Here is a 22772-nt window from a genome sequence, read left to right on the forward strand (position 1 = left end):
CAAGTGGCAGAACGCACGCATCCATTCGCGCGACCGGAAGATCTCAAACGCTATCAACAGGGTTTGCGCGCAGCGGGTTTGAACAGGTGAAAACGGCCCTTTGCGGACATTCCTCGCAACCCGCCGCCGCACCGCAGCGGTCGCCAGAGCGGCCATTGGCAACCGGGTGCAGCATTTTTCATCTCAAGCAATGCCGCTTGGACCGAGCGGGTCTGCGCTGCGGCTGCAGCATCGGTTACCAAGCACAAAAGCTCTCTGAGTCGCCGGCCGCATTTTCCGAGCGGGCGGCCGAAAATACGGAGGGTTTTGCCACCAGCATCGGAGACGTCACGGGACTGACAACTCCGGATCTGGAACTTTTCGCCGACAACGGCATTCGGTCTAGCGCGCGTGCATCTCCTGGTAAAGCGAAGGGGAAATTCCGAGACGGTTTTCGAATGCCGTCCGGAAGCCCGCTTCGGATCGAAAGCCAACCGCGTATGCAACGGCTTTCACCGCGGCGCCGGCCTGCAGGAGCGTCTTGGCACGTTCGATCCGCGCGATTTCAAGAAACCGGCCCGGCGTCTGGCCCATATGTGCCCGAAATTTCCGAACGAAGGTTCTCTCGCTCATGCCAGCCTGGATCGCCAGATCCTCGACACGCAACTGGCGGTTCAAATTGCTCAAGACCCAATCGACCAGATCTGAAAACCTTCCCGCCGACGCCATTTGTGCGGACAAGACGTCACTGAACTGGTTCTGATTGCCAGGCCTATGGGCGTAGACGACAAGCATCTTGGCCACCCGCGCCTTGATGTCGGGACCGTGGTCTCCTTCGACCATTGCCAGCGCCATGTCGATTCCGCTGGTCACGCCTGCGGAAGTCCAGAGGTTGCCGTCATTGACGTATATTGATCCGCTGTCGACCTCGGCGTCTCCATAAAGGTCCGCAAGCATATCCGCAGCCCTCCAATGGGTCGCCACACGCCTCTTCCCGACAATCCCTGCGCTTCCGAGAAGGAATGCACCCGTACACACCGACCCAACTCGCGCGGCATTCTTCGAAGCCTTGCGCAGCCAACTCATGAGGACTTCATTTCCGCAGGCAGCTGCAATTACATCCTCGACACCGCCGACAGCGAGAACCGTGTCTTGCTTTGCCGGCGTCACGTCGGCACAGCAGGCCGTGTTCACTTCAAAGCCGGACCAAGACCGAACGAGCCCGCCATCCGCGGACACGGCGACAGCCTCGTATACATCCTCTTCAAGCAGACCGTTGACGGCCGTAAACACGCTGCCCGGCCCCGACATGTCGAGCATCTCGAACTTCGGAAAGACAATGAATATCACTCGGCGGCTTTGCATTGGCAGGATTTTGTCGGTCTTTGTCATGGCTGCCAACCCTCAATCTTTCTAGCACAGGTTCCGTACTGGCCAACCGGCCCTCTCACACAAGGAACTGCCGCAATGGAACTGTTACACACGCCCCTCAAATATCTTCTTTCTGCCGCCTATCTGTATGGCGCTTGGGTACATGTGGCCAACATGATGGGCATGACCGGGTTCACCTGGTCGTCGGCACCGCTGAAGTGGCAAAGCCTAGACGTTGTCTACCTTATCCTTGATTTGGTCGTAGTGGCAGGCATCTTCCTGCTTCCCAGGATCGGCCTCGCCGCATTCGCAATCGCGGCTGTTAGTCAGATCATCCTCTACAGCGTGTTCCGCACATGGGTTCTTGACGTCCCGGCCGAGTTCCTACCGTCGCCGGAGCAGGCCGGATACCTCAATCTTCTGGTCGGGTTTCACATCGCAACACTCATCCTGGTCGCCGGAAGCATCACGCTTCGCGGCAAGTGGGGGAGCGCGCTCTCATGAACAAGCTGACTCACATCCTGAGATCTCCTCAGGTCGCCTTTCTCGCTTTGGTGACATTTGTCGCTCTGCTCTTTGTGCCCGACCTGCCGACACGCCATCTCGACGATCCCAGTCACTGGGGCGTGCTGGGGTTCCTCGGCGTCGCCGGAATCGTCGCTGTTCAGAAATCATGGGATCTGGAGAACCCATTGATACGGGGACTATTTACGCTCTTCTTGGCTGGCCTGCCTGTGATCTACGTCGCCAATTGGCTTCGTTGGGGAGGCTCGACCGAAGCTCTTTGGCTCGAGCTCCTTGGGCTCGCCTTTTGGATGGGCCTCGCGGTGTTATCCCGCTGGCGCACAGATATCATCTGGATAGGCGTTGGGCTGCATGCTGTCTGGGACGCTTTCCACTTTGGGAATACCGAGTATGTCCCGGACTGGTACATCATCGCTTGCATCGCAGCTGACCTGGGGCTTGCCGGGTTCCTGCTCACCGTAGCTGCCCCCAAAGGAAGCCGGCAACCGGCGCACAAACAGCCCCTCCAGTAACCGCCGGCCACTCGCTGCTAGCGACCGGACGAAGGCGGTCCGGTCGCATTACCTTTTATTCGTAATGAAGCCGGCGGCCCTTAGGGGGCATTCGGCCAAATAACTTTCCTCAGCACTGCGTTCACTGAAGCGGTCATTTGTGCATCGCGCAGCGTTTCCTTGATGCGAGCGATTGCAACCGGGACTAACCTGCCACAACCTGCTGAAGCAAAGTCATTCTGACGTGATCGTTGCTCAAACCGAAGCATGCCCCCGTAAGCGCACCACGAGAGGCATCATTGCCAATACTAAAACGGCCGCGAAGAGGAAGGGCGCCCCCGGCAAGTAAATACCTTTCTCATCAACAGAGGCCTGGAACAGGCCAGTCATCACGATGGGCGCCAGGATTGCCGCAACAGATGACAACGACGCGATAACGCCCTGCACCACCCCTTGCCGGTCTTCATCAACCTGGTTCGATGCCATGGCCGTCAGCAAGGCAGGCACGAGATCAGACAGCGCCGCAAGAAAAAGAAAGACGGCCAGAGCCGCAACCGACCCGGTAAAGCCAAAACCGATCATTCCGGTCAGCGCCGATATCATGCCGAGCATCAAGGTGCGAAAGTCTCCGATCCACCTGATGAAGACCGGCATAAGCCCGCCCTGGACCAAGGCCAGCAACACGCCGTAGGCCGCAAGCGAAAGCCCGATATAAAGCGTCGGCCAATCGAAGACTTCGCGGGTCCAGAAAGCCCAGAGCGTCGGGTAGACCATATTGGCGAACTCAAAGGTCAGAATGCACAGCAGAGGAACTGCAAGCCCCGGCAGCCGGAAGGCATCGAAGATCGATTTGAACGGGTTGAGATCTCGCTTGCCAAAAGGGCGGCGTTTCTCCGGCACCAGGCTCTCAGGCAGCACGAAAACTCCAAAAAGGGCGTTACCGGCCGACAGCACCGCCGCGATCCAAAACGGCGCTGCGATGCTGATTTCTGCCGCGACACCGCCGATGGCTGGGCCAAGCACAAAACCGATCCCGAACGCGGCGCCGATGAGGCCGAAATTCGCGGCTCTTTCCCGCGGAGAAGATATATCCGCTATATAGGCGGTGGCGGTGATGTAGGTCGCCCCGGCAAGGCCCGCGAGCGTGCGGCCAAGCAGGAGCAGCCAGAAACTGTCCGCCAGGGCCATGATCACATAATCCAGCGCCAGCATGACAAGCGCGGCGATCAGAACCGGCCTGCGTCCTGCAGCATCAGAGATGCTGCCGACAATGGGGCCGCACAGGAACAACGCACCTGCATAGGCGGCCATCAGCAGCCCGCCCCAAAGCGCGCCTTTCCCGGTGTCACCTGCCCCCACGCGATCCATCAGGTCCGGCATGATGGGGAAAACGATACCGATGCCGATAGCGTCGATCATCAGCGTTATCAGAATAAAGACAATGGCCCGGTTCTTGAACATACTGCCCTATCGAACGGCTGCAGGGGCAAAGCAAGTTGAAAGCGGAGCCATAGCGGGACGTCGAACGCGACAAGCAGCGAACAACGCATTGATGTATGTGGCCGCATCAGCTCTGACCCGCCTTCGGATACGGCGCTGCTTCCGTTGCGATCTGCTGAATGGTGACGGGCTGACCGGCCCATAGCCGACCTTGAGCGGGTCCGGCTCTTGCTGCAGTGCGGCTCGTCAAACCGGGCTTTGCTCCACCGCGCAGAATTTCGGAGACCTAAGTGAAGCAATCTACTGTCTTCCTGCGATCAAGGCCGCCCTTAGAAAATGCGGAAAATGCTCGCGGACATGTTGGCACTCAGTGAGCGAGTACTGCCGCCGAAACAAAATCCCACAGTCCCTTCATGACCTTGCGCATGGGGACATTGCTCAGCACGCAGCGGTAGGCACTGCCCTCGGTCGCTTCGATGATCAGTTGCGCTGTCTCCTGCGGATTGGGCAGGCGGCGCAGGTCCCCCTCCGCGATACCCCGCTTCAGAACTGCGGTGAGGGCAGCCGCCAGCTGATCCCGGTTCTCCATGAACATCGCAGCGATATCGGGTTTGCGGATGGCTTCGCCAGAGATTTCCAGCGTCAGGATCACGGTGTCCGGATCCGCCACGTATTCGGCGTAGGCGGTCAGGAATTTCTCCAGCACTTTGGGCGCGGGGGAGGGTTTGGCCAGGGTTTTCAGGAACGGGGCCATCTCCAGCCGCTCCAGCGCCGCGATCTCGGCCAGCACGTCGTGTTTGCCGGGGAAGTGGTTGTAAAGATTGCCGAGGCTCACCCCGGCTTTCTTCGCAATGTCGCGCACCCCGGTCTGGTGGTAGCCGTTTTCCAGAAAGCATTCGAGCGCAGCCTCCAGGATCTGCGCCCGCCGCTGGGCCAGCGCCTTGCCGCGTTTCGATGCAGCCTTGTCTTCTCCGGAGGGCATTTTTCGCACCCATACTTGAACGAACGATCGTTCACTGTATATGTCAAATAACCGCGGCCTGCAAGGGGCTGCGTGATTTCTGATGACGGCGGGAGGGGCTGGCCATGACGGACGCAACAAAGGAAAACCCGGCTCCCCGCAGGCGGCAATGGCTGTGGCTGGTGCTGTCGGTAGCGGTGCTGGCTGCGGTTGTCCTGCTGCTGTTTGAAACCGAGGATACCGCCGATGTGGAGGCAGCAGCCGCCCCGCCGCCCGCCCCGCAGGTCTCAGTTCTGACTGCCGCCGCCGGTCCGGCCCGGGCGGTTGTTTCCGTCTTTGCAGAGTTGCGTCCGCGCTGGGATGCGGAGCTGCGTTCGGCAGTATCCGGGCGGATCCTGATGGTGCATGACGGCGCCTTGGCCGGGACAAGGGTGACCAAAGGCACGCCCTTGTTTTCCATAGAAAAGGCCCGGTACGAAACGGCTGTTGCCGCGGCCGAGCTGACACTGGAGCAGGCCAGGCTAACCCTGCTGCAGGCCCGCAACAAGGTGACCGTCGCCGAGCGGCAGTTTGCCCGCGACGGGGCCAGCCCGCCCAACGACCTGGCGCTGCATCTGCCGCAGCTGCGGATTGCCGAACACAACGTCGCGTCGGCCGAGGCCCAGCTGCAGGCGGCCCTGCAGGAGTTGGAGGATACAGCGGTCACTGCGCCGTTTTCCGGCTTTGTCACCCGGCGGCTGGCCAGCCTGGGTCAGACCGTCAGCGCGGGCGACCCTTTGCTGCAGCTGTCCGACGATCATCAGTTCGAAATCACCGCCCAGCTGAGTCAGGAGGATTGGAAGCTGCTGGAACAGCCGCTCAGCGGGCAGATGGCGGATCTTTTCCACCGGGATGGCCGCCTGCTGGGGCAGGCCCGCATTCGCCAGGGCGGCGGTTTCCTGGATCCGAAAACGCGGCAGGTTCGGATCTTCCTGGATGTGGCAAATCCGCAGGACGGGGTTCTGGCGGGCGATTTCCTGCGTGTGGCCTTCCGCGGGCGGGTGCTGTCCGGCACCCTGACCCTTCCGGAAAGCACCCTTACCCGGGCCGGGCATGTCTGGCTGGTGGATGGGGATAGCCTGCTCCAACGGATCACGCCCAAGGTGCTGTTGCGGCACAAAGGAACCATAACCATTGCCGCGCCCGTCGACACCGGCCCCTGGCGGGTGGCGAAAACCCCGCTGGCCTCCTTTCTGCCGGGCCAGCGCGTCAGCCCGAAGCCGGCGGAGGGCTGATCGATGCGCGCGCTGACTGCCTGGTTCATCCGCAACCCCGTCGCTGCCAACCTGATGATGGCGCTGATCCTGTTCCTTGGGGTGCAGACGCTGATGTCGATCCGCATCGAAGGTTTCCCGCGCATCCCGCCGGAAAGCGTCGAGGTTTCCATCGAATACCCCGGGGCCACTGCGGGTCAGGTGGATGAGCTGGTGACACAGAAAGTGGAGCAAGCACTTGAAGGCCTGGAGGGGGTGCGCAGCATCACCTCGCTGTCGGCCAATGGCCTCAGCACCATTTCGGTCCGGCGCGCGGGCGGCGAGAAGCTGCAGGCGGTGCTGGACCGGGTGCGTATCCGCATCGACGGGCTGACCGAGCTGCCGGACAAGGCTCGCCGCCCGGTGATTGAGGCCTCGGGTTATGATTTCCCGGCGCTTTACGTGAACCTGCACGGGCAAGCTGATCCGGCCACTCTGCAGACCCTAGCGCAGCGGCTGAAGGAGGAGCTGCTGGCCCAACCGGAGCTGTCGCGACTGAAGATCTGGGGCCTGATCCCGCGCGAATTGCGGATCGAGACCGACCCGGAGCGGCTGCGCCAATACGGGCTGATTGTCAGCGACGTCGCTGCTGCGATCCAGTCCAACTCTTTGACTTTTCAAGCGGGCCAGCTGCGCACCGAGGGTGGCACCATCCACCTGCGCGCCGACAATCGCGCCCGTTACGCACCGGAGTATGGCGTGTTGCCGGTGATTGAGCGGGAAGATGGCTCACAGGTGCCACTGAGCGACATTGCCACCATTGAGGACGGCTACCTTGAGGGTGACTTTCTGTTCCGCCTCAATGGCAGCCCCACTGTCGGTATGGAGGTCTTGGTCGGGCAGAAGGAAAACCTTCTGGAGATCAGCCGCGTGGTCCGCCGCGTGGTTGAGGGCTTTGAACGCCAGCTGCCGCCCTCGGTTCAGGCCGAGGTTTGGGGCGACAGTGCCAGCTACATCGCGGACCGGCTGGCGCTGCTCAAATCCAACGGGGTGCAGGGGCTGATCCTGGTGGCGCTGATGCTGTCGGTGTTCCTGAATGTGCGGCTAGCGTTCTGGGTCGCCATGGGCATTCCGATTTCGGTGATGGGGGCCATCGCGGTCTCGGGCTCGAAATGGGTGGACTACTCGCTGAACGACGTGACCACATTCGGCCTGATCCTCGCCTTGGGGATCCTGGTCGACGACGCGGTGGTGGTCGGCGAAAGCGTATTTGAGGAACGGCGCAAAGTGAAGGACCCGGTGGAAGGCACGGAGAAAGGGGTGCGTAAGGTTGCAGTGGCCACCGTCTTTGGCGTGTTGACGACCATTGCCGCCTTCTTCCCGATGCTGCTGATCGACAACCCGGTGGGCAAAGCGATGGCCGGCTTTTCGGGCATCATGATCCTGGCGCTGATCTTCTCGCTGATCGAAAGCAAGTTCATTCTGCCCGCGCATCTGGCCTATGTGCCGCTGGAGCCGCGGCGCAGCTATCTTGTCAGCCGACTGTGGGGGTATGTGCAGGACGGCGCGCGGGGCGGGCTCTATTGGTTCCGTGACCGGATTTACCACCCGGTTCTCGTAGTGTCGGTCACCTACCGCTATGCGGTGCTGGTGCTGTTCATCGCCGTTGCCGTTCTGGGCCTGGGGCTGATGTACAAGGGCAAGGTCCGCACCGTTTTCTTCCCCGAGGTGCCGGGCCAGGTGATCACCGTGAACCTGGAAATGGACGCCCGCGCGCCCTTTGCCCTGACCCGCGCCAATGTCGACCGGATTGAGGCCGCAGGCCACGCGCTGAATCAGGAGCTGGCAGAGCAGGCGGGGATGGAGACCCCGCCGGTCAAGACCTTCTTCACCATCATCAACAGTGCAGGCAGCGCCCAAATCTATGCCGAGATGCTGCCGGTGGCCGACCGACCGCAAGTGCCGATCCTGGAGGTGGTCCGGCTGTGGCGGGAGCGCACCGGCGCGGTGGAGGGCGCAACCGAGCTGGAATTCACCGGCTCCGAAGAGCTGGCAGGCGGTTTCCGCATCCGGCTGATGTCCAAGGACGAGGACCTGCTGCGTCAGGCCAGCGACGAGATGCGCGGCTTCCTAGGCGGCATCGAAGGGGTAGCCAATATCCGGGACGGGATGGCTGGCGGGCAGCCTGAGCTGAAACTGCGCCTGCGTCCCGATGCCCGCAGCCTCGGCTTCACCGCTGAGACCCTGGCCAACCAGATCGGCAACGGCTTTGGCGGGGCCGAAGTTGCCCGGATCCGGCGCGACGGCGTCGAGGTCCGGGTGCTGGTGCAAAATGCCCGCACGGCGCGCGACACCATCAGCGATCTGATGCAGCTGCGCCTGCGCAGCAGCACCGGCGCCTGGGTGCCGCTGGGGATCGTGGCTGATATCGAAGGCAGCTATGTCTCCGGCGTGATCCACCGCCGAGATGGGCGCCGGGTCAATACCGTGGCGGCCACTGTCGACCGTTCGGTGGTGGCGCCGGAGGAAATCGGCCAGGCTGTCTTTGAACAGCTGGTGCCGCAGTTGGCGGCCAAATACCCCAGCATCACAGTGGCCACCGGGGGCGAGCTGGAGGAGATGGGAGAGATCCGCGGCGGCTTGCTCCGCGCGCTGCTGCTGGCGGCTGTGCTGATCTATGTGCTGATGGCCGTGCCGCTCAAAAGCTACTGGCAGCCGTTTGTGATCCTGGCGATTGTGCCCTTTGGCTTTGTTGCCGCCGCGGTGGGCCATCTGATCATGGATGTGCCGCTGTCGCTCCTGTCGTTTTTCGGGATGCTCGCCCTCACCGGCGTCATCGTGAACGACAGCCTGGTGATGATCACCCGCTACAACCAAGCCCGCGAGGAGGGCGAACCTGTTGCCAGCGCCCTGCGTCAGGCCGGCATTGGCCGCTTTCAGGCGATTTTCCTCACCACCGCCACCACGGTGATTGGCCTGCTGCCTCTCTTGTCGGAAACCTCCGAACAGGCGCAGTACCTGATCCCGGCGGCGGTCTCGCTTGCCTTTGGCGAGCTGTTCGGCACCGCGCTGATGCTGATCCTGGTGCCGGTGCTGATCGCCATTGCCGAGGACGTGATCAGCCTGTTCCGCCTCTCCCCTCCTCAGCAACCCGGACAAAGGAAAACCGCATGAACCGCATTCTTACCATGGCTGCTGCAGGCGCCTTAGCCACTCTCTCCACCCCCTCATGGGCCGAGGGGCTGCAACTCACTATCGAGGGCATCCGCAACGGCGATGGCAACATCCTGATCGCTGTCTTCAGCGAAGCCAAAGCCTATGAAACGCTGGACTTCTGGCAGGCGGAAGCCTTTGCCGCGGTCCCCGCCCGGCCGGGCAAAGCCGCGCATGCTTTCCCGGAACTTTCCTCAGGTCCCTATGCTGTCGTTCTGTTTCACGATGAAGACGGCGACGAGGACCTGAACTACGACGCAAATCAGTTGCTGGAGGGTATCGGCGTCTCTGGTGCCCGCGGTCCGGAGGACGAGCCAGGTTTTGCCCAAGCCTCAGTTCTACCGGGCAATGTCACCATCCGCGTCTTCTACGACGGGTGAAAATGATGCTGGCTGGACGAGACCTGACCATCCTGTCGTTGCTGAAGGTGTTTCGCGGGCGTATCGCGCTGACTTGGGCACTCACTTTGGGCGAGGCTGTTCTGACAACGCTCATTCCGCTGTTTATTGGTTTTGCCATCGACGGGTTGCTGGGCGGCAGCATACACGAGCTTTGGTTTTTGGCGGGCGTTCTGGCAGCACTGATTGCTCTCGGTGTTCTACGAAGGCTCTATGACACCCGTGCTTACGGAACCATTCGGGTCGAATTGGGCGAGGCGCAGGCTGCACGCTCTGCTTCCTTGCCGGTCTCGGCTCTGAATGCCAGGCTGGATATGGGCCGCGAGCTGGTGGATTTTCTGGAAGAAACTCTGCCTAGTGCCATGGCCTCGGGCGTTCAGTTTGCGGTCTCTGCTTTGGTGCTGTTTGCCTTCGCTCCGCAGCTGGCCATGGCTTCCTTGATTGCAGCATTCGGAATGGCGGCCGTCTATGCTCTGTTTCACCGCCGCTTTTTCCGCCTAAATGGTCAGCTCAACCAGCAAACCGAACGCCAGGTAAACGTTCTGGAGAAACGGTTTCAAAAGGCAACGCTGGCGCATTTGCAGCGCTTGCGCCGCTTCGAGGTTCAGCTGTCTGATGCCGAAGCCGTTCTCTACGGAGCCGTTTTTGCAATCCTGCTGACCCTGATCCTGTTTAATCTGTGGTTTGCTGCTGCCGTAATGGCTGTCACTGCAGGCGCAATCTTTTCGATTGTTGCCTATTCCTGGGACTTTGCCGAAGCGGCACTCAGTCTTCCAGTGACACTGCAAACCTGGTCGCGGTTGTCTGAGATCACAAGCAGGCTCAATCGGGAAACTGCTCCCAGCAGCTCTCCTTAGAGAACACACATATTGTCAAGTTGTCAGGCTGTTGCGCTCCTACGGAGCGATGGATGGAGCTCGGCAACCGGGACGGCGCCCGCATTATCCGGCCCTTTGTCGGAGGCTTATCTCGACCCTGAGCCGACATTCGGCTCGCTCAGAATAGTTGCCTACTTCGAGCCCCATTCTTGCCGTTCTGTATAAACTTCAGTATCGGCTAGGTTGAACTTGATTGGCGCATTGCAATCAAAACAATTTCGGCATGAGGGGCCCATGCACATTAAGCACGTTGAAATATCAAACTTCCGCAAGCTGCTTTCTGTCCGTATCGATTTTGCCGACCAGACCACTTTGTTCGTCGGCGCCAACAACAGCGGCAAGACATCTGCGATGCAGGCACTGCGACGCTTCCTTTCCGCTCGGAACCAGACCTTCACGACCCACGACATAACCTTGAGCCATTGGGGCGGCATCAATGATCTAGGTCAGACCTGGCTGGACTGTCGGGGCGGGGCCACAAAGCCCGACCTGTCACTGGCGTCATGGGCACCCTTCCTGCCAGCTCTCGATCTATGGCTCGACGTTTTGCCTAAGGAATTGCATCTGGTCAGCAAACTACTACCAACCCTAGATTGGACTGGTGGCCTACTTGGGGTCAGGCTCCGTTTGGAACCTAAGGACACCGAACTCCTGTTCAAGGAATTTGTCGAAGCCATCGGCTCTACAGAGGCATTGGTGAAAGCCGTCGCTGAGAAGGAGGGGGAGAACCATCAATCGGAGAAGCTGACGCTCTGGCCTGTCAATATGATGGATTTCTTGTCTCGAAAGCTCGACACGCATTTTCGGGTTCGGGCGTATTGTCTTGATCCGAAACAGTTAACTGAACCGGTGAAAGCGATCGCACAGCCGCAGGTTCTGCCAGAAGATCCTCTGCCTGTTGAAGGCGATCCTCTTGCGGGACTAATTCGCGTGAACGAGATCAATGCCCAACGCGGTTTCGGGGATAGTCATTCCTCAGATCCAGAGGATCGGACCGGAAATCCTTCCGGCAGCCATCGTCTATCCGACCAGTTGCGTGCCTACTACCAAAAACATCTCGATCCCTCCGACCGACCGGGAATCGACGATCTGAGTGCTCTTCAGGCGATTGAGCAAGCTCAGCAGGCATTCGACGAAAGGCTCGCGGAAAGCTTCAAGGCTGCCTTTGCTGAGGTGAGGGAGATTGGCTATCCCGGCGTCACCGACCCCAAACCCCATGTGGCGACCAAGCTCCGCACGGTGGACGGTCTGAATCATCAGGCGGCGGTCTCCTTCCAAGTCGATATGGTTGGCGCTGACAAAACCGTTCCGATCATCCGGCTTCCCGAGGACAACAATGGCTTGGGCTATCAGAATCTGATCTCGATGATCTTCAGGCTTATGAGCTTCCGCGACGCATGGATGCGGGTCGGGAAGGCCTCGAAAACCACGGAAGACGTTGAGTTTGAGCCTCTTCATCTCGTACTCGTCGAAGAGCCTGAGGCTCACCTCCATGCTCAGGTACAGCAAGTCTTCATCAAGAAAGCCTACGAGGTTCTGAGGGCGCACCCGGATCTAGGAGAAAAGGTCGGGCTACGAACCCAGTTGGTTGTCAGCACACATTCGAGCCATGTGGCCCATGAAACGCCCTATGCGTGCTTGCGGTACTTCCGGCGTCTGCCCGCAGGCATGGACAAGGTCGCCGTTCCGGTTTCGTCGGTAGTGAATCTGACGCAGGCCTTCGGCGACGAGACTGAGACCTCCCGATTTGTGACCCGATACATCCGCGCGCAACATGCTGATCTGTTCTTTGCCGATGCGGCGATACTTGTGGAGGGTTCGGCAGAGCGGATGATGCTGCCGAACTTCATCAAGAAGGATTTTCAACGCCTTAACCAAGGCTACATTACCATTCTTGAAGTCGGCGGTAGCCATGCGCACAAACTCAAGAGCCTGATGGACACTTTGGGGCTGACCACACTGATTATCACTGACCTTGACGCCGAGGAGGAATACACGGTCCGCGACGCCAAGACGGGCAAGGTTGTCAAGAAAAGCAAGGCAGTCCAGCCCAAGACGGGGGAGGGACAGCTTACCAACAACGATACCCTGAAACTCTGGTGTCCGCAGAAGTCCACCGTGGACGAGCTACTGGACGGAGCCGTGGACAAAGTCATACTGCACGATGCCCTTTACGGTGTTCGTGTGGCCTATCAAACGCCTAACAAGGTCGTTTGGCCAGCTGAAGGCACCGTCGAACAAACCGCCTTGCCATACACTTTCGAGGATGCCTTGGTTTTCGAGAACTTGGACTTCTTCTCAAAATTGGACGGAACCGGTCTGGTGAAGAAATTCAACAAAGCCATCAATCAGTCCGATGACCTTGCAAAAATCGGCAAGGACCTATTCGAGGCACTCAGAACTGGAACAAAGGCCGAATTTGCGTTGAACGTGTTGGGCGCCGAAGGCTTCGATAAGCTACAAACTCCGGATTACATCGCCGAAGGCCTGCGCTGGCTGGAGGAACAGCTCATGAAGAAACAGGTCGAGTTCCTGGCATCGGCAGGAGTACCATCAGAATGAGCAAAATCGAAACAGCGCCTGCTGACTTTGATGCCGAGGCCGACCGTATTATTCGGGATAGCCTCGATTTGGACAAGCCAGTCAGCTTCTTCCTGTATGCGGGCGCAGGGTCCGGTAAAACCAGATCCCTCGTGGGGGCCATAGCGCACGTGCTGGCCTCCTCGGGAAAGCGGCTGTCGCTCGCTAGGCAGAAAATCGGTGTCATCACCTACACCAATGTAGCGTGCGATGAGATCCGCCACAGGCTCGAGTACGACCCCAGGGTCGACGTGTCCACCATCCACTCGTTTGCCTGGTCTTTGATCGAAGGGCGCACCGAGGACATTCGGACATGGGTGCGACAGTCCCTTCAGGCTTCCATCTCTGAGCTGAAGGAACAGATAGCTAAAACCAAGAATACCAAAACTCAAACCTATCAGGATCGCGTCAGATCCCTCGAGTCCAAAACCCGCAGGTTAGACCGCATCGCATCGGTCAAGAAGTTCATCTACAGCCCGACTGGCGACAACCGCGGTAGGGACGCACTCAACCATTCCGAGGTCATCTCTATCGTCGCTCAGTATCTGGTAGAGAAGCCCGCTCTGCAGCAGCTTCTGATCTCCCGATACCCCATCCTTTTGGTCGACGAGAGCCAAGACACCAACAAGGGACTGATGGAGGCGCTGCTCACAGTTCAAGCGTCCAACTCGGAGGAATTCTGCCTGGGTCTAATAGGTGATACCATGCAGCGCATCTATCTCGATGGCAAATCCGATCTGGGCATCGGCATGCAAGGGTGGGCGCTGCCACGCAAGGTGATGAACCATCGTTCTGACTTGCGCATCATCGAATTGGTCAATCGTGTACGCGCCGGCGCAGACGATCAAGCCCAAGTCGGACGTGAAGGCAGGGCTGACGGGTTCGTGCGCCTGTTCGCCTTTGCCAACGATGTCGACAAGCAGGCCGCTGAAAGCAAAGTTGCGACTCTGATGGCAGACATTACAGGCGACACAGCATGGGTCGCGGACGGACGACAATACAAGACGTTGACGCTGGAACATCATATGGCCGCCACCCGTTTCGGGTTTGACGCGATGTTTGAGCCGCTCTACGCTTCGAAGCGGCTTCAGACCAGTCTACTAGACGGATCCTCGGCGCCGCTTCGTTTCTTCGGCAAGCAGGTTCTTCCGACTGTCAAAGCTTTGCTAGCGAACGACAAATTTGCCGCAACGTCCGTCATCCGGGAATTTTCGCCGCTGCTCGCCAGTAAGAACCTCAAAAATGCGGGCGAGGATCAGATCGAGAGCTTGAGGGGCGCCCAAAAGGCTTGCGAAGAACTGCTTCTCATCTTCAAAGAGAAGAAAGTCCCTTCATTCCTAAATGTCCTCGAAGTCGTTGCCAAATCGGGTCTCTTCACGGTGCCGGACGTATTGGCTCCATTCATTTCTTCGGACGGTTCCGAAGTTGGGTTAGATGTCGGTGATTACGAGGATGAGATTGGAGGCGAAGCCAGCGATTTTAAGGCTTGGCGGAACATGCTGGCGACACCCTTCTGGCAAATCGAAGCCTACGATCAATACGTGAACGGTCTCTCTCCGTTCGGCACCCACCAAGGGGTAAAAGGACTTGAGTTCCCGCGCGTCATGGTAGTGATAAGCGATGAAGAAGCGCGAGGTTTCCTGTTCAGTTACGACAAGCTTTTCGGTCTGAAACCGCCCAGTGCCAACGATTTGAAACGGGAAGCAGAGGGCGAAGATACAGCTATCGCTCGTACGCGACGACTATTTTATGTCACCTGTAGTCGAGCGGAAAAAAGCTTGGCAATCGTGTGTTATACAGATGATCCCAACGCACTGGTCTCTTCAGTTATCGATCGAGGCTGGTTCGACAGGAGCGAGGCGGTGAGCTTGAAATAAAATCGGATTTGCACTCAACTGATCGAACACATCTTTCAAAAAGATCAATTCTGGACATCTATTTACCGGTATGACTGCCGTCCGTTGTGCAACGTCAGACCGCTAAGGTGCTCAAGCGGTCATTCGCGCTTGGCGCAGCGAAGGTCGGCTGTCCGCCCGACCTGCAGGTTCTTGCCCGCCAGGCTGGTCGCCAGACATGGGGCCGCTTTGGGCTGGGTGCCATCATTCACGCCTGGTGTGGCGAATGCCCGGACAGAGCCCTTCGCGACAGATGCTGCAGAAAAGACGAACGGCAGCATCACGGGTTTGCAGATCTTTGAATACCTGCAAGACTGGAACTTGAGACCGGAGGCCTGCAAAACTCCAGAAACCGGTCAGTCAGCCCTGACCGAACTGCTTGGCGCGAGCGGGCAATCACCACCCTGTAGTGCCCGATGCTTTCCTTGAGCGGCCGCGCAACGATTGGGTCGCCTTCAGTCGTGCAGTCCTGTTTGGGCGGGAAGCCTGCAAGCGTGAATCCGAACCCCTTGCCGACGTAAGCCTGAACAAGCTCGCGGGATTGGGACTGGAACGGCACTTCGGGGTGAACACCCGCGGCCTGCAGCCGCTGCAGGTAGCTGGGGCCGGGGCCAGCGGGCGAGACGGCGATATATCGCAGACCGGTCAGGTCGGACAGGCTGATCCGGGCTTTCGCTGCCAAAGGGTGCGCGCCTGACAACAGAACCAGAGGCGGCAGCTCCAAAAGAACTTCAACCTCATGCCGGCCGGGATCGAACCCCTGGTCAAAGACCACCAGCGCGTCCACCTCGCCAGTGTCCAGCGCGGCCACCAGTGCCGGATAATCTGCTTCCTTTACCTCGATACGGACGCCCGGATGGCTTTCGCGGAAAGCAAGCACCGCAGGCAGGACAATCTGCTGCGCCAGTGCGTGATGGGTGCCGATGTGAATCCTGCCGGTGCGGCCAAACGCCAGATCCGCGGCCTGCCGGTCCAGTGCAGCGGCCTGCGTCAGCAGCGCCTCGGCATGGGTGGCGAACGTCCCGCCAGCGCGGGTCAGCCGCATGCCTTGTGCCGGAAACCGGTCAAACAGGGTCAGGCCGGTGGCGGCCTCCAGCTTGTCCAGTGCCGAGGCGATGGCTGCGGCAGAGACATTAAGCTGCCGCGCCGCCTGGGCAATACCGCCCTGCCGCGCGGTTTCCGTCAGGTAGGTGAGCTGGCGAAGGGTGAAGCAAACCATTGGAAAAATCTTTCTTTGAAGCAGATTAAATCAGTTTTTCCAGTTTTGGGACAGACCCTATGCTGCCTGCAGGCGACAGCGGAGGATACCATGGAAATTTTGCCAATGACCGGCGGTTTGGGCGCGGAAATCCTGGGGGCGGATATCCGCCGCGGCGAGGATTTCAGCGCCATTCAGGACGCATTTGCGAAATATTCGGTGATCGTGCTGCGGGGACAGACCGCAGGGCCAGAAGATCACCTGGCCTTTGCCCGCCGTTTCGGGCCGGTGAATGTTAACCGGTTCTTCAAGCCGGTCGAGGGCCACCCGGAAATCGCCACTGTCCTGAAAGAGAAGGACCAGACGGAGGCCGTTGGTGAGGGGTGGCATACCGATCATTCCTATGATCAGGAACCGGCGATGGGTTCCATTTTGCACGCCATCGAGATGCCGCCCTATGGCGGCGACACGCTGTTTGTCTCCATGGGTGCCGCCTATGAGGCGCTCTCAGCGCCGATGCGCCGTTTTCTTGATGGTCTCACGGCCGTGCATTCCTCGCGCCATGTGTTCGGCGCCGCCGCGATGGACAGCGAGGCGGTGAAATCGGGCCGTTTGGGCAATGCAGAGGCCGCCACCCAGGACGCCCGGCATCCGGTGGTCATCACCCATCCGCTGAGCGGACGGCGCGGCCTTTTTGTGAACCCGGTCTTCACCACCCGCATTGAAGGGCTGAACCCGGAAGAATCCTCAGCGCTTCTGGCCATGCTCTATGCCCATTGCCAGCAGCCGGAGTTTCAATGCCGCGTGCGCTGGCGGGCGGGTGACATCACCATGTGGGACAACCGTGCCACCTGGCACAAGGCGATCAACGACTACCACGGTTTCCGCCGCCTGATGCACCGTGTCACCGTCGAGGGCGGCCCGCTTGCCTCCGCCCGCGCATCCTGACCGCTGATGAAAGCTCAGCCATGACCAGCCACAGCTCCCAGACAGACACCGGCCGGCCCAATGTCATCCTGATCCTGGTGGACGACATGGGGTTTGCCGACCTCGGCTGCACCGGGTCTGAAATCCAGACTCCCAACATCGACGCACTTGCGCGGGGCGGCGTGATGCTGTCTGCGATGTACAACTGTGCCCGCTGCTGCCCGACGCGGGCGTCGCTACTGACCGGGCTCTACCCGCATAACGCCGGCGTCGGGCATATGGGCGCGAATTTGGGCACGCCTGCCTATCAGGGGTTCCTGCGCAACGACAGCGCCACCATAGCCGAGCATCTGCGCGCCAGCGGCTATGCCACGCTGATGTCCGGCAAATGGCATGTGGCCGGCGATTTCGAGCCGCGAAGTGTGGACAGCTGGCGGATCGGCGACGTCGAGCACCCGACACCGCGCCAGCGCGGCTTTGACCGTTTTTACGGGATCATGGACGGCGCCACGCATTTCTTCTCGCCGCATTACATGCTGGAGGATGACAGCCGGGTCGAAACCTTCCCGGATGATTTCTACTTCACCGACGCCATCACCCATAAGGCCATCGGCATGATCGAAGGCGCGGTCGCGGACGAAAAGCCATTCTTCCTCTACCTCGCCCATACTGCGCCGCACTGGCCGCTGCATGCCCATCCTGAGGACATCGCAAAATACGATGGCGTCTATTCGAAAGGCTGGGACCATATCCGCACCGCACGCCATGAAACGATGAACGGCCAAGGCGTTTTCCAGCGCAGCTGGGACATCTCCCCGCGCGACAGCACCGTGCATGGCTGGGAACAGGAAAAGAACCAGGACTGGGAGGCCAGCAAGATGGCAACCTATGCGGCAATGGTGGACCGCATGGACCAGTCGGTCGGCACACTGATTTCGGCCCTGAAACGGCTCGGGCAGTTCGACAACACGCTGATCCTTTTCCTCAGCGACAACGGCGGCTGCGCCGAGTTCATGGCCGAGGACGGCTGGGCGAAGTTCTACCCGGACAAAACGCACGACGGCAGGCAGATCACCATGGGCAATGTGACCGGCCTGCGCCCGGGCGATGCCCAGACATTTCAAAGCTATGACAAGCCCTGGGCCAATGTCTCCAATGCGCCGTTCCGCCTGTACAAGCATTATGTGCATGAAGGCGGCATCTCGACCCCTCTGGTCGCCCATTGGCCAAAGGGGTTCAAACCGCGCAGTGCTGCCCATGCAGCCTGCCATGTGGTCGATATCCTGCCGACCATTCTGGAAGCCGCCGGCGCCGCCTATCAGACCGAGGTCGGCGGCCATGAGATCCAGCCGCTGCAAGGAGAGTCGCTGCTGGGCCTCTTTCAGGGCAAGGACTGGCAGCGCGCGCAGCCGATCTTCTGGGAGCACGAGGGCAACGCCGCGATCCGGCTGGGCCGGTTCAAGCTGGTGCGGCTGCATGATTGTCCCTGGGAGCTCTACGACATCGAGGCCGACCGCACTGAACTGACCGATCTTGCAGGCCGCAGCCCCGCCTTGGAGAAAGACCTGATCCGACAGTATCAGGCCTGGGCCCAAGCCGCCGGTGTGCTGAACTGGGACGAAGCGCTGCCGAAACTTCTGGCGGCATGGAATATGGAGACCGCCAGCGGCTGAAACTGAGGGCTAAGCGGCTACTGAGGGTCCCCTGGTAAAGGACGGGTTTGTCCCGCTCACTGCCAGTTCGAGCCCGACCAGGCGAACGGCCTCTGTATCGGAGATCAGCTATTCACGCCCGGCGCGGCGAACATGCGGCATGAGCCCACACCGGACCTGTCAAAATTGTGCGACACAAGCAAAGTGGGAGATTTTTCTGTGCTGGCATGGAAAGCCGCTTTGCGGTTCAGCGGAGATCTCGACCATTCGTGCAAGGTACAGCGGAGTTGAAGTCGTGATACTACACCGTGCAGTGGGCAAGTTCAGGTAGGAATGCTCAAGCCGTGATCTTGGCCTTCACCTGCAGAAAGACTTGATGAGCCAAACTAATTGACGTCGTTGGTCAACTCCGGTTTTCCGCCCAAGCGACGCAGGCATTTTTTCCCATTCAGTGTTTGGCTGGCAAGTAATAGGTTCCAGGAATGAAGACAAAAATCGCCCGCAACCTGTCTCTCAAACAATTTCGCGCCTTTGTTGCGGTGGCTCGGTGCGGCTCCTTCAGTCGGGCCGCGCAAAATCTGGCGGTGTCGCAGCCGGCACTTACGCTGAGTATTCAGCAGTTTGAGGAAATTATTGGCGTGTCCCTGCTTAAGCGGACCACCCGGTCGGTTGAGCTGACTGCGCAAGGGCAGGAGCTGCTGCCGAAGGCAGAGAAGATTCTGGACGATATCGAAGCCTCGGTCCTGTCAGTGCGGGCGAGCGCGCAGGATCAGCTTAATCAGGTGCGGGTGGCGGTGCTGCCTTCGGCGGCGGTGCGGATTTTACCGCCAGCGATGCGTGGCTTTGCGGCAGAGATGCCGCAGGCAAAGATCCACTTGCAGGACGACAACGCGCGCGGAGTGGAGGCGCAGGTGCTGGAAGGACGTGCCGATTTCGGGTTGTCGAGCAGCTGGTCTGATGATCCCAGGCTGACCTATCTGCCGTTTCTGCGCGATCAGGTTGGGCTGATCTGCCGCAACACCCAGGAACTTGCGCGCCGCACTGAGCCGCTGACCTGGGATTGCCTCGACGGTCTGCCGTTTGCTGGTATGGCCGAGGATACCGGGGTCAGCCGTCTGACCAAGGCGGGTGAGGGGTTGCCGACCTCTGTGACCAGCCCCGATTTCACGGTGCTGACGATGGCGGCGCTGGCCGGGCTGATTGAAAGCGGCGAAGCGGTGTCTGCGGTGCCGGCGCTGGCGGCACCGGATTATCTGAACCCGGCATTGGTCTATCGCTGCCTGTCGGCGCCAACTCTGTACAGGGAGCTTCAGCTGGTGGTGGCAAAAGACCGCCCGCTGTCCTCTGTGGCTCAGAGCTTTCTGGAGTATCTGCAGGGCCAGGCACGGCAGATTTCCGCGCGGTTTCCGAACCGGACTGTTGAGGCATCCGTTACCGGGGGTTGATTTATTTGCCTGGCTTATAAGTCTTTCGATTCTTCAAATTTTACTTGGCTCCCCTTCCCGGCCAAAGCTGTTTGCGAACGCGCAGGACTGAAATGGGAGGGCATTACATGCTCGCAGCACTTACCGAAAGGATGCGGCCGGAGGCGGAGGTCATGGATCTGCAACGCCTGGGGTCACTGCATTCTTCGACGCTCAGCTTCATGCGCACTTTGGTGCGGCGGATCATGAAGGAAGAATGGGACATCAGCCGCCGGCTGTTTGATCTGGACCCGGAGGGCTACGGCACGGCCATCTATGAAATCCGAACGCCCAATGGGGTTTTCAGCTTTGTGCTGTATTCCACCGAATTGCCTGATGAGGAGCGCAATGACCGGGTCATTGCAACCAGTTGGGATCTGACCATGGCGCTTTGCGAAGGCCTGGTGGATGATGTCTGGCTGGAGGATTTGCGCCGCAATGTGCCGAAACAGGAAGCAGGCCGAGTTGATGCGCGGGTGTTCAGCCTGTCGCGGGCCAACCGTTCTTCCCGGCTGTTCAGCTATGTTCTGGAAGAGTTGAGCGCAGGCCGCCAGCCCGATGCGCAGCGCATTGCCGAAGTCGGCTATCTTTACCGGACAACGGCGGTTTACGGCAGCGGCAAGCTGGGCATGGCGGACTGGAACAAGGTCCGGGCGAAGTTTCCGGATTTCAACCGCCCGTTTGCACCGGAAATGTTCATTTGCTTCCTGCTGCGCCAGTTCAGTCTGGACCAGGTGGATCATGTCGCCAAATCCCGCGCGCCGGATACCGCGGTGTTGCTGGACGGTCGACTGAAGCGGTTCTTTGGCATCGGCAATTCCACGGGCCTGGGCATGGCGCCATATCTGATCAACCATGGAGAATTGTTCAGCCAATGGGTGGAAATGCGCGAAACCGCGCTGGCGCAAGTCTTGCACAAGGCGGCTCCGACCGCTTGGCGCATCAGTCTGTTCCACGATCTGGTCAGCCGTGCCAAGCAGCACTTCGGCGAAAGCCACACCAGCGACGCCGAGCAGATCGACCGCAACCAGGTACTGATTGCGGAACTAAGCGAGGTGGACAGCTGGCTGGCCGGGACAGGCGATCAGCTGACAACCTGGTCGGAACTGACGGATCACGCCCGCGATGTCTGGAGTCTGGAAACTCAGGAATTGGTTAACTCCATCTGCCTGGAGATCCACCCGGAACTGGTCAATGATCTTGAAGACAGTTTTGCCGTAATTCCCAACCCGGTGATTGATCCGGCGATGAGCACTGCAGCCTTGCGGCAGTTGATCGAAACCCGGTACGGCTGGGCGCTGGAGATCGATTTTTCCGACGCCACTGAGACCGATGCCTTCTGGTACCGCTCGGAAGAAAAGCTTGAGCCGCGGCTGGGTTTTGCCGGGGCCGATCCAGGGGTGGAAAAGCAGATGCCGCTGCCGATCGGGCGCCGGGTGCGCGAATGCTATGATCTGCTGATACAGGACCTGGCGGAAAACCCCGACAGCGATGTGGTCCACTTCCTGCTGCGCCGGCCGGCAATGAAAAGCATCGTTCGCCGCATTCAAACCATGTCGCGCCACAAATACGCGGAAATCCGGGCCAATCTGGCCAGCCGAGACATCCGCCCGATGGACATGCTGCGCTGTAAGCTGGCGTTCTTCGGCGTCAGTAAATTCGACCCGCGCTCCAAACTGTGGGTGCGCAACACTATGTACCAAGGCGCCCCGCTGATCGAGGACATCGGCCAGACATACGATAGCTGGTTCCTGCCGCTGAAACCCCAAATGGAGGAGGTCCGGGCATGAGAGTTTCCCGCAACGAAATGATCGCGGCGCTGTCACGCGCTTATGAAGGTGCCGGACATCAGACCGGAGATTATGAGGATGCTGCACAGCTAATCACTTGGTCGCACATGTGCGGGTTGGGCGGGTTTGAGCGCATCACGCTGCCGCCCGAAGCCCCCAAAGGCGGCGTGGCGCCTCGGCTGGATTATGAAAACGCAGGGCTCGCAGTTATTGACGCGGGCGGCGCCGAAGTCTGTGAGCACGGCTCCCTCGCGGCTGATCTCGCCTTTGCCAAGGCGCAGGAAACAGGCTTTGCCATCGTGGAGCTGATCAATTGCCGGTATCCGGACTTGATCCTGCGCAGCCTGTCGCTGATAGCCCAGCAAGGCGTCTATATCGCCGCCTACTGGAGCGATCAGATTGGCATGCATGGGGCCAGCTTCGAAAGCGGCGCGGTGTTCCCCAACTACTGGCGTGTGGAACAGGCCGGAGCCGGCAAAGAGGCTTCCGCGCTGATCATAATTTGTACCACCCAGGCTGCGCTGCTGGCCGATGCCGTTACCAGGCAGGCCGAACATCCAGGACTGCAGCGGTTCGAAGTCACCGCAGCGCAGCTGGCGGCCAATTATGATCAGTCGCTTGAGCGTGGCATCTCGGTGTCTTCAGACCATTGGTCCGCGTTGAATGCAGCTGCTTGGCCGATACTGGTGCCTTCGGATGACAAATCCCGGGCAGGGGCTGGCCCAGCCTAGGTACCGGCTTGAGAGTGTTCCGGTGCTCAGGAGCGATACCAGTGGCGG

At 59.8% G+C, this 22772-nt stretch carries 17 protein-coding genes; 13 read left to right on the forward strand and 4 right to left on the reverse strand.

The window, feature by feature from the left end; translation table 11 throughout:
- Positions 1-381: 381 nt before the first annotated feature.
- Positions 382-1371, reverse strand: coding sequence for a GlxA family transcriptional regulator (locus LHL23_RS22540; RefSeq protein WP_226431637.1), 990 nt, complete (start codon positions 1369-1371; stop codon positions 382-384).
- Between the two features lie 75 nt (positions 1372-1446).
- On the opposite strand from LHL23_RS22540, the gene LHL23_RS22545 reads away from it, so the two are divergent.
- Both LHL23_RS22545 and LHL23_RS22550 read left to right on the forward strand, forming a co-directional pair.
- Complete coding sequence (locus LHL23_RS22545) at positions 1447-1854, forward strand: hypothetical protein (RefSeq protein WP_226431638.1); 408 nt, start codon at positions 1447-1449, stop codon at positions 1852-1854.
- A complete protein-coding gene (locus LHL23_RS22550) occupies positions 1851-2387 on the forward strand; it encodes a hypothetical protein (RefSeq protein ID WP_226431639.1) in 537 nt (178 codons plus the stop codon). Before LHL23_RS22545 ends, LHL23_RS22550 begins: the two co-directional genes overlap by 4 nt.
- A 234-nt stretch (positions 2388-2621) precedes the next feature.
- Here the strand turns inward: LHL23_RS22550 and LHL23_RS22555 are convergent, their stop codons facing one another.
- Positions 2622-3827, reverse strand: a complete 1206-nt coding sequence (locus LHL23_RS22555) for an MFS transporter (protein WP_226431640.1) — start codon at positions 3825-3827, stop codon at positions 2622-2624.
- A 346-nt stretch (positions 3828-4173) separates the two neighbouring features.
- Entirely contained in the window at positions 4174-4788 is a 615-nt protein-coding gene (locus LHL23_RS22560) for a TetR/AcrR family transcriptional regulator (protein ID WP_226431641.1), read from the reverse strand.
- 104 nt (positions 4789-4892) lie between these two features.
- Here LHL23_RS22560 and LHL23_RS22565 point away from each other — a divergent pair, with 104 nt between their 5' ends.
- The 6 genes from LHL23_RS22565 to LHL23_RS22590 all read left to right on the forward strand — a co-directional run bounded on the left by LHL23_RS22565 (position 4893) and on the right by LHL23_RS22590 (position 14945).
- Entirely contained in the window at positions 4893-6041 is a 1149-nt protein-coding gene (locus tag LHL23_RS22565) for an efflux RND transporter periplasmic adaptor subunit (protein WP_226431642.1), read from the forward strand.
- Between the two features lie 3 nt (positions 6042-6044).
- Positions 6045-9173 (forward strand): efflux RND transporter permease subunit, encoded by a 3129-nt coding sequence (locus LHL23_RS22570; protein WP_226431643.1) that lies wholly within the window; start codon positions 6045-6047, stop codon positions 9171-9173.
- Positions 9170-9592, forward strand: coding sequence for a DUF2141 domain-containing protein (locus LHL23_RS22575; RefSeq protein WP_226431644.1), 423 nt, complete (start codon positions 9170-9172; stop codon positions 9590-9592). The genes LHL23_RS22570 and LHL23_RS22575 overlap by 4 nt, the downstream gene beginning before the upstream one ends.
- A gap of 2 nt (positions 9593-9594) precedes the next feature.
- The gene (locus LHL23_RS22580; RefSeq protein ID WP_226431653.1) at positions 9595-10467 is read left to right on the forward strand and encodes an ABC transporter six-transmembrane domain-containing protein; all 873 of its coding nucleotides are present in this window, start codon (positions 9595-9597) and stop codon (positions 10465-10467) included.
- Positions 10468-10722: 255 nt separating this feature from the next.
- On the forward strand, positions 10723-13050 hold the full coding sequence (locus LHL23_RS22585) for an ATP-dependent nuclease (RefSeq protein ID WP_226431645.1): 2328 nt from the start codon (positions 10723-10725) through the stop codon (positions 13048-13050).
- Positions 13047-14945 carry a UvrD-helicase domain-containing protein gene (locus LHL23_RS22590; RefSeq protein ID WP_226431646.1) on the forward strand — a complete coding sequence of 633 codons (1899 nt, stop codon included), beginning with the start codon at positions 13047-13049 and terminating at the stop codon, positions 14943-14945. The genes LHL23_RS22585 and LHL23_RS22590 overlap by 4 nt, the downstream gene beginning before the upstream one ends.
- 298 nt (positions 14946-15243) lie before the next feature.
- On the opposite strand, the gene LHL23_RS22595 is transcribed toward LHL23_RS22590, so the two are convergent.
- A complete protein-coding gene (locus tag LHL23_RS22595) occupies positions 15244-16182 on the reverse strand; it encodes a LysR family transcriptional regulator (RefSeq protein ID WP_226431647.1) in 939 nt (312 codons plus the stop codon).
- Positions 16183-16272: 90 nt separating this feature from the next.
- Here LHL23_RS22595 and LHL23_RS22600 point away from each other — a divergent pair, with 90 nt between their 5' ends.
- The 5 genes from LHL23_RS22600 to LHL23_RS22620 all read left to right on the forward strand — a co-directional run bounded on the left by LHL23_RS22600 (position 16273) and on the right by LHL23_RS22620 (position 22724).
- Positions 16273-17109: a TauD/TfdA dioxygenase family protein gene (locus LHL23_RS22600; RefSeq protein WP_226431648.1), complete on the forward strand. Its 837-nt coding sequence runs from the start codon at positions 16273-16275 to the stop codon at positions 17107-17109.
- A 20-nt stretch (positions 17110-17129) separates the two neighbouring features.
- Positions 17130-18761 (forward strand): arylsulfatase, encoded by a 1632-nt coding sequence (locus tag LHL23_RS22605; protein WP_226431649.1) that lies wholly within the window; start codon positions 17130-17132, stop codon positions 18759-18761.
- Positions 18762-19222: 461 nt separating this feature from the next.
- Entirely contained in the window at positions 19223-20185 is a 963-nt protein-coding gene (locus LHL23_RS22610) for a LysR family transcriptional regulator (protein ID WP_226431650.1), read from the forward strand.
- A 107-nt stretch (positions 20186-20292) separates the two neighbouring features.
- Entirely contained in the window at positions 20293-21993 is a 1701-nt protein-coding gene (locus tag LHL23_RS22615; protein WP_226431651.1) for a hypothetical protein, read from the forward strand.
- Positions 21990-22724, forward strand: a complete 735-nt coding sequence (locus LHL23_RS22620) for a DUF3726 domain-containing protein (protein ID WP_226431652.1) — start codon at positions 21990-21992, stop codon at positions 22722-22724. Before LHL23_RS22615 ends, LHL23_RS22620 begins: the two co-directional genes overlap by 4 nt.
- The last annotated feature ends 48 nt before the right edge of the window (positions 22725-22772 follow it).

This window comes from Leisingera sp. McT4-56 (genome assembly GCF_020514995.1).
In the GTDB taxonomy this organism is placed as follows: domain Bacteria; phylum Pseudomonadota; class Alphaproteobacteria; order Rhodobacterales; family Rhodobacteraceae; genus Leisingera; species Leisingera aquaemixtae_A.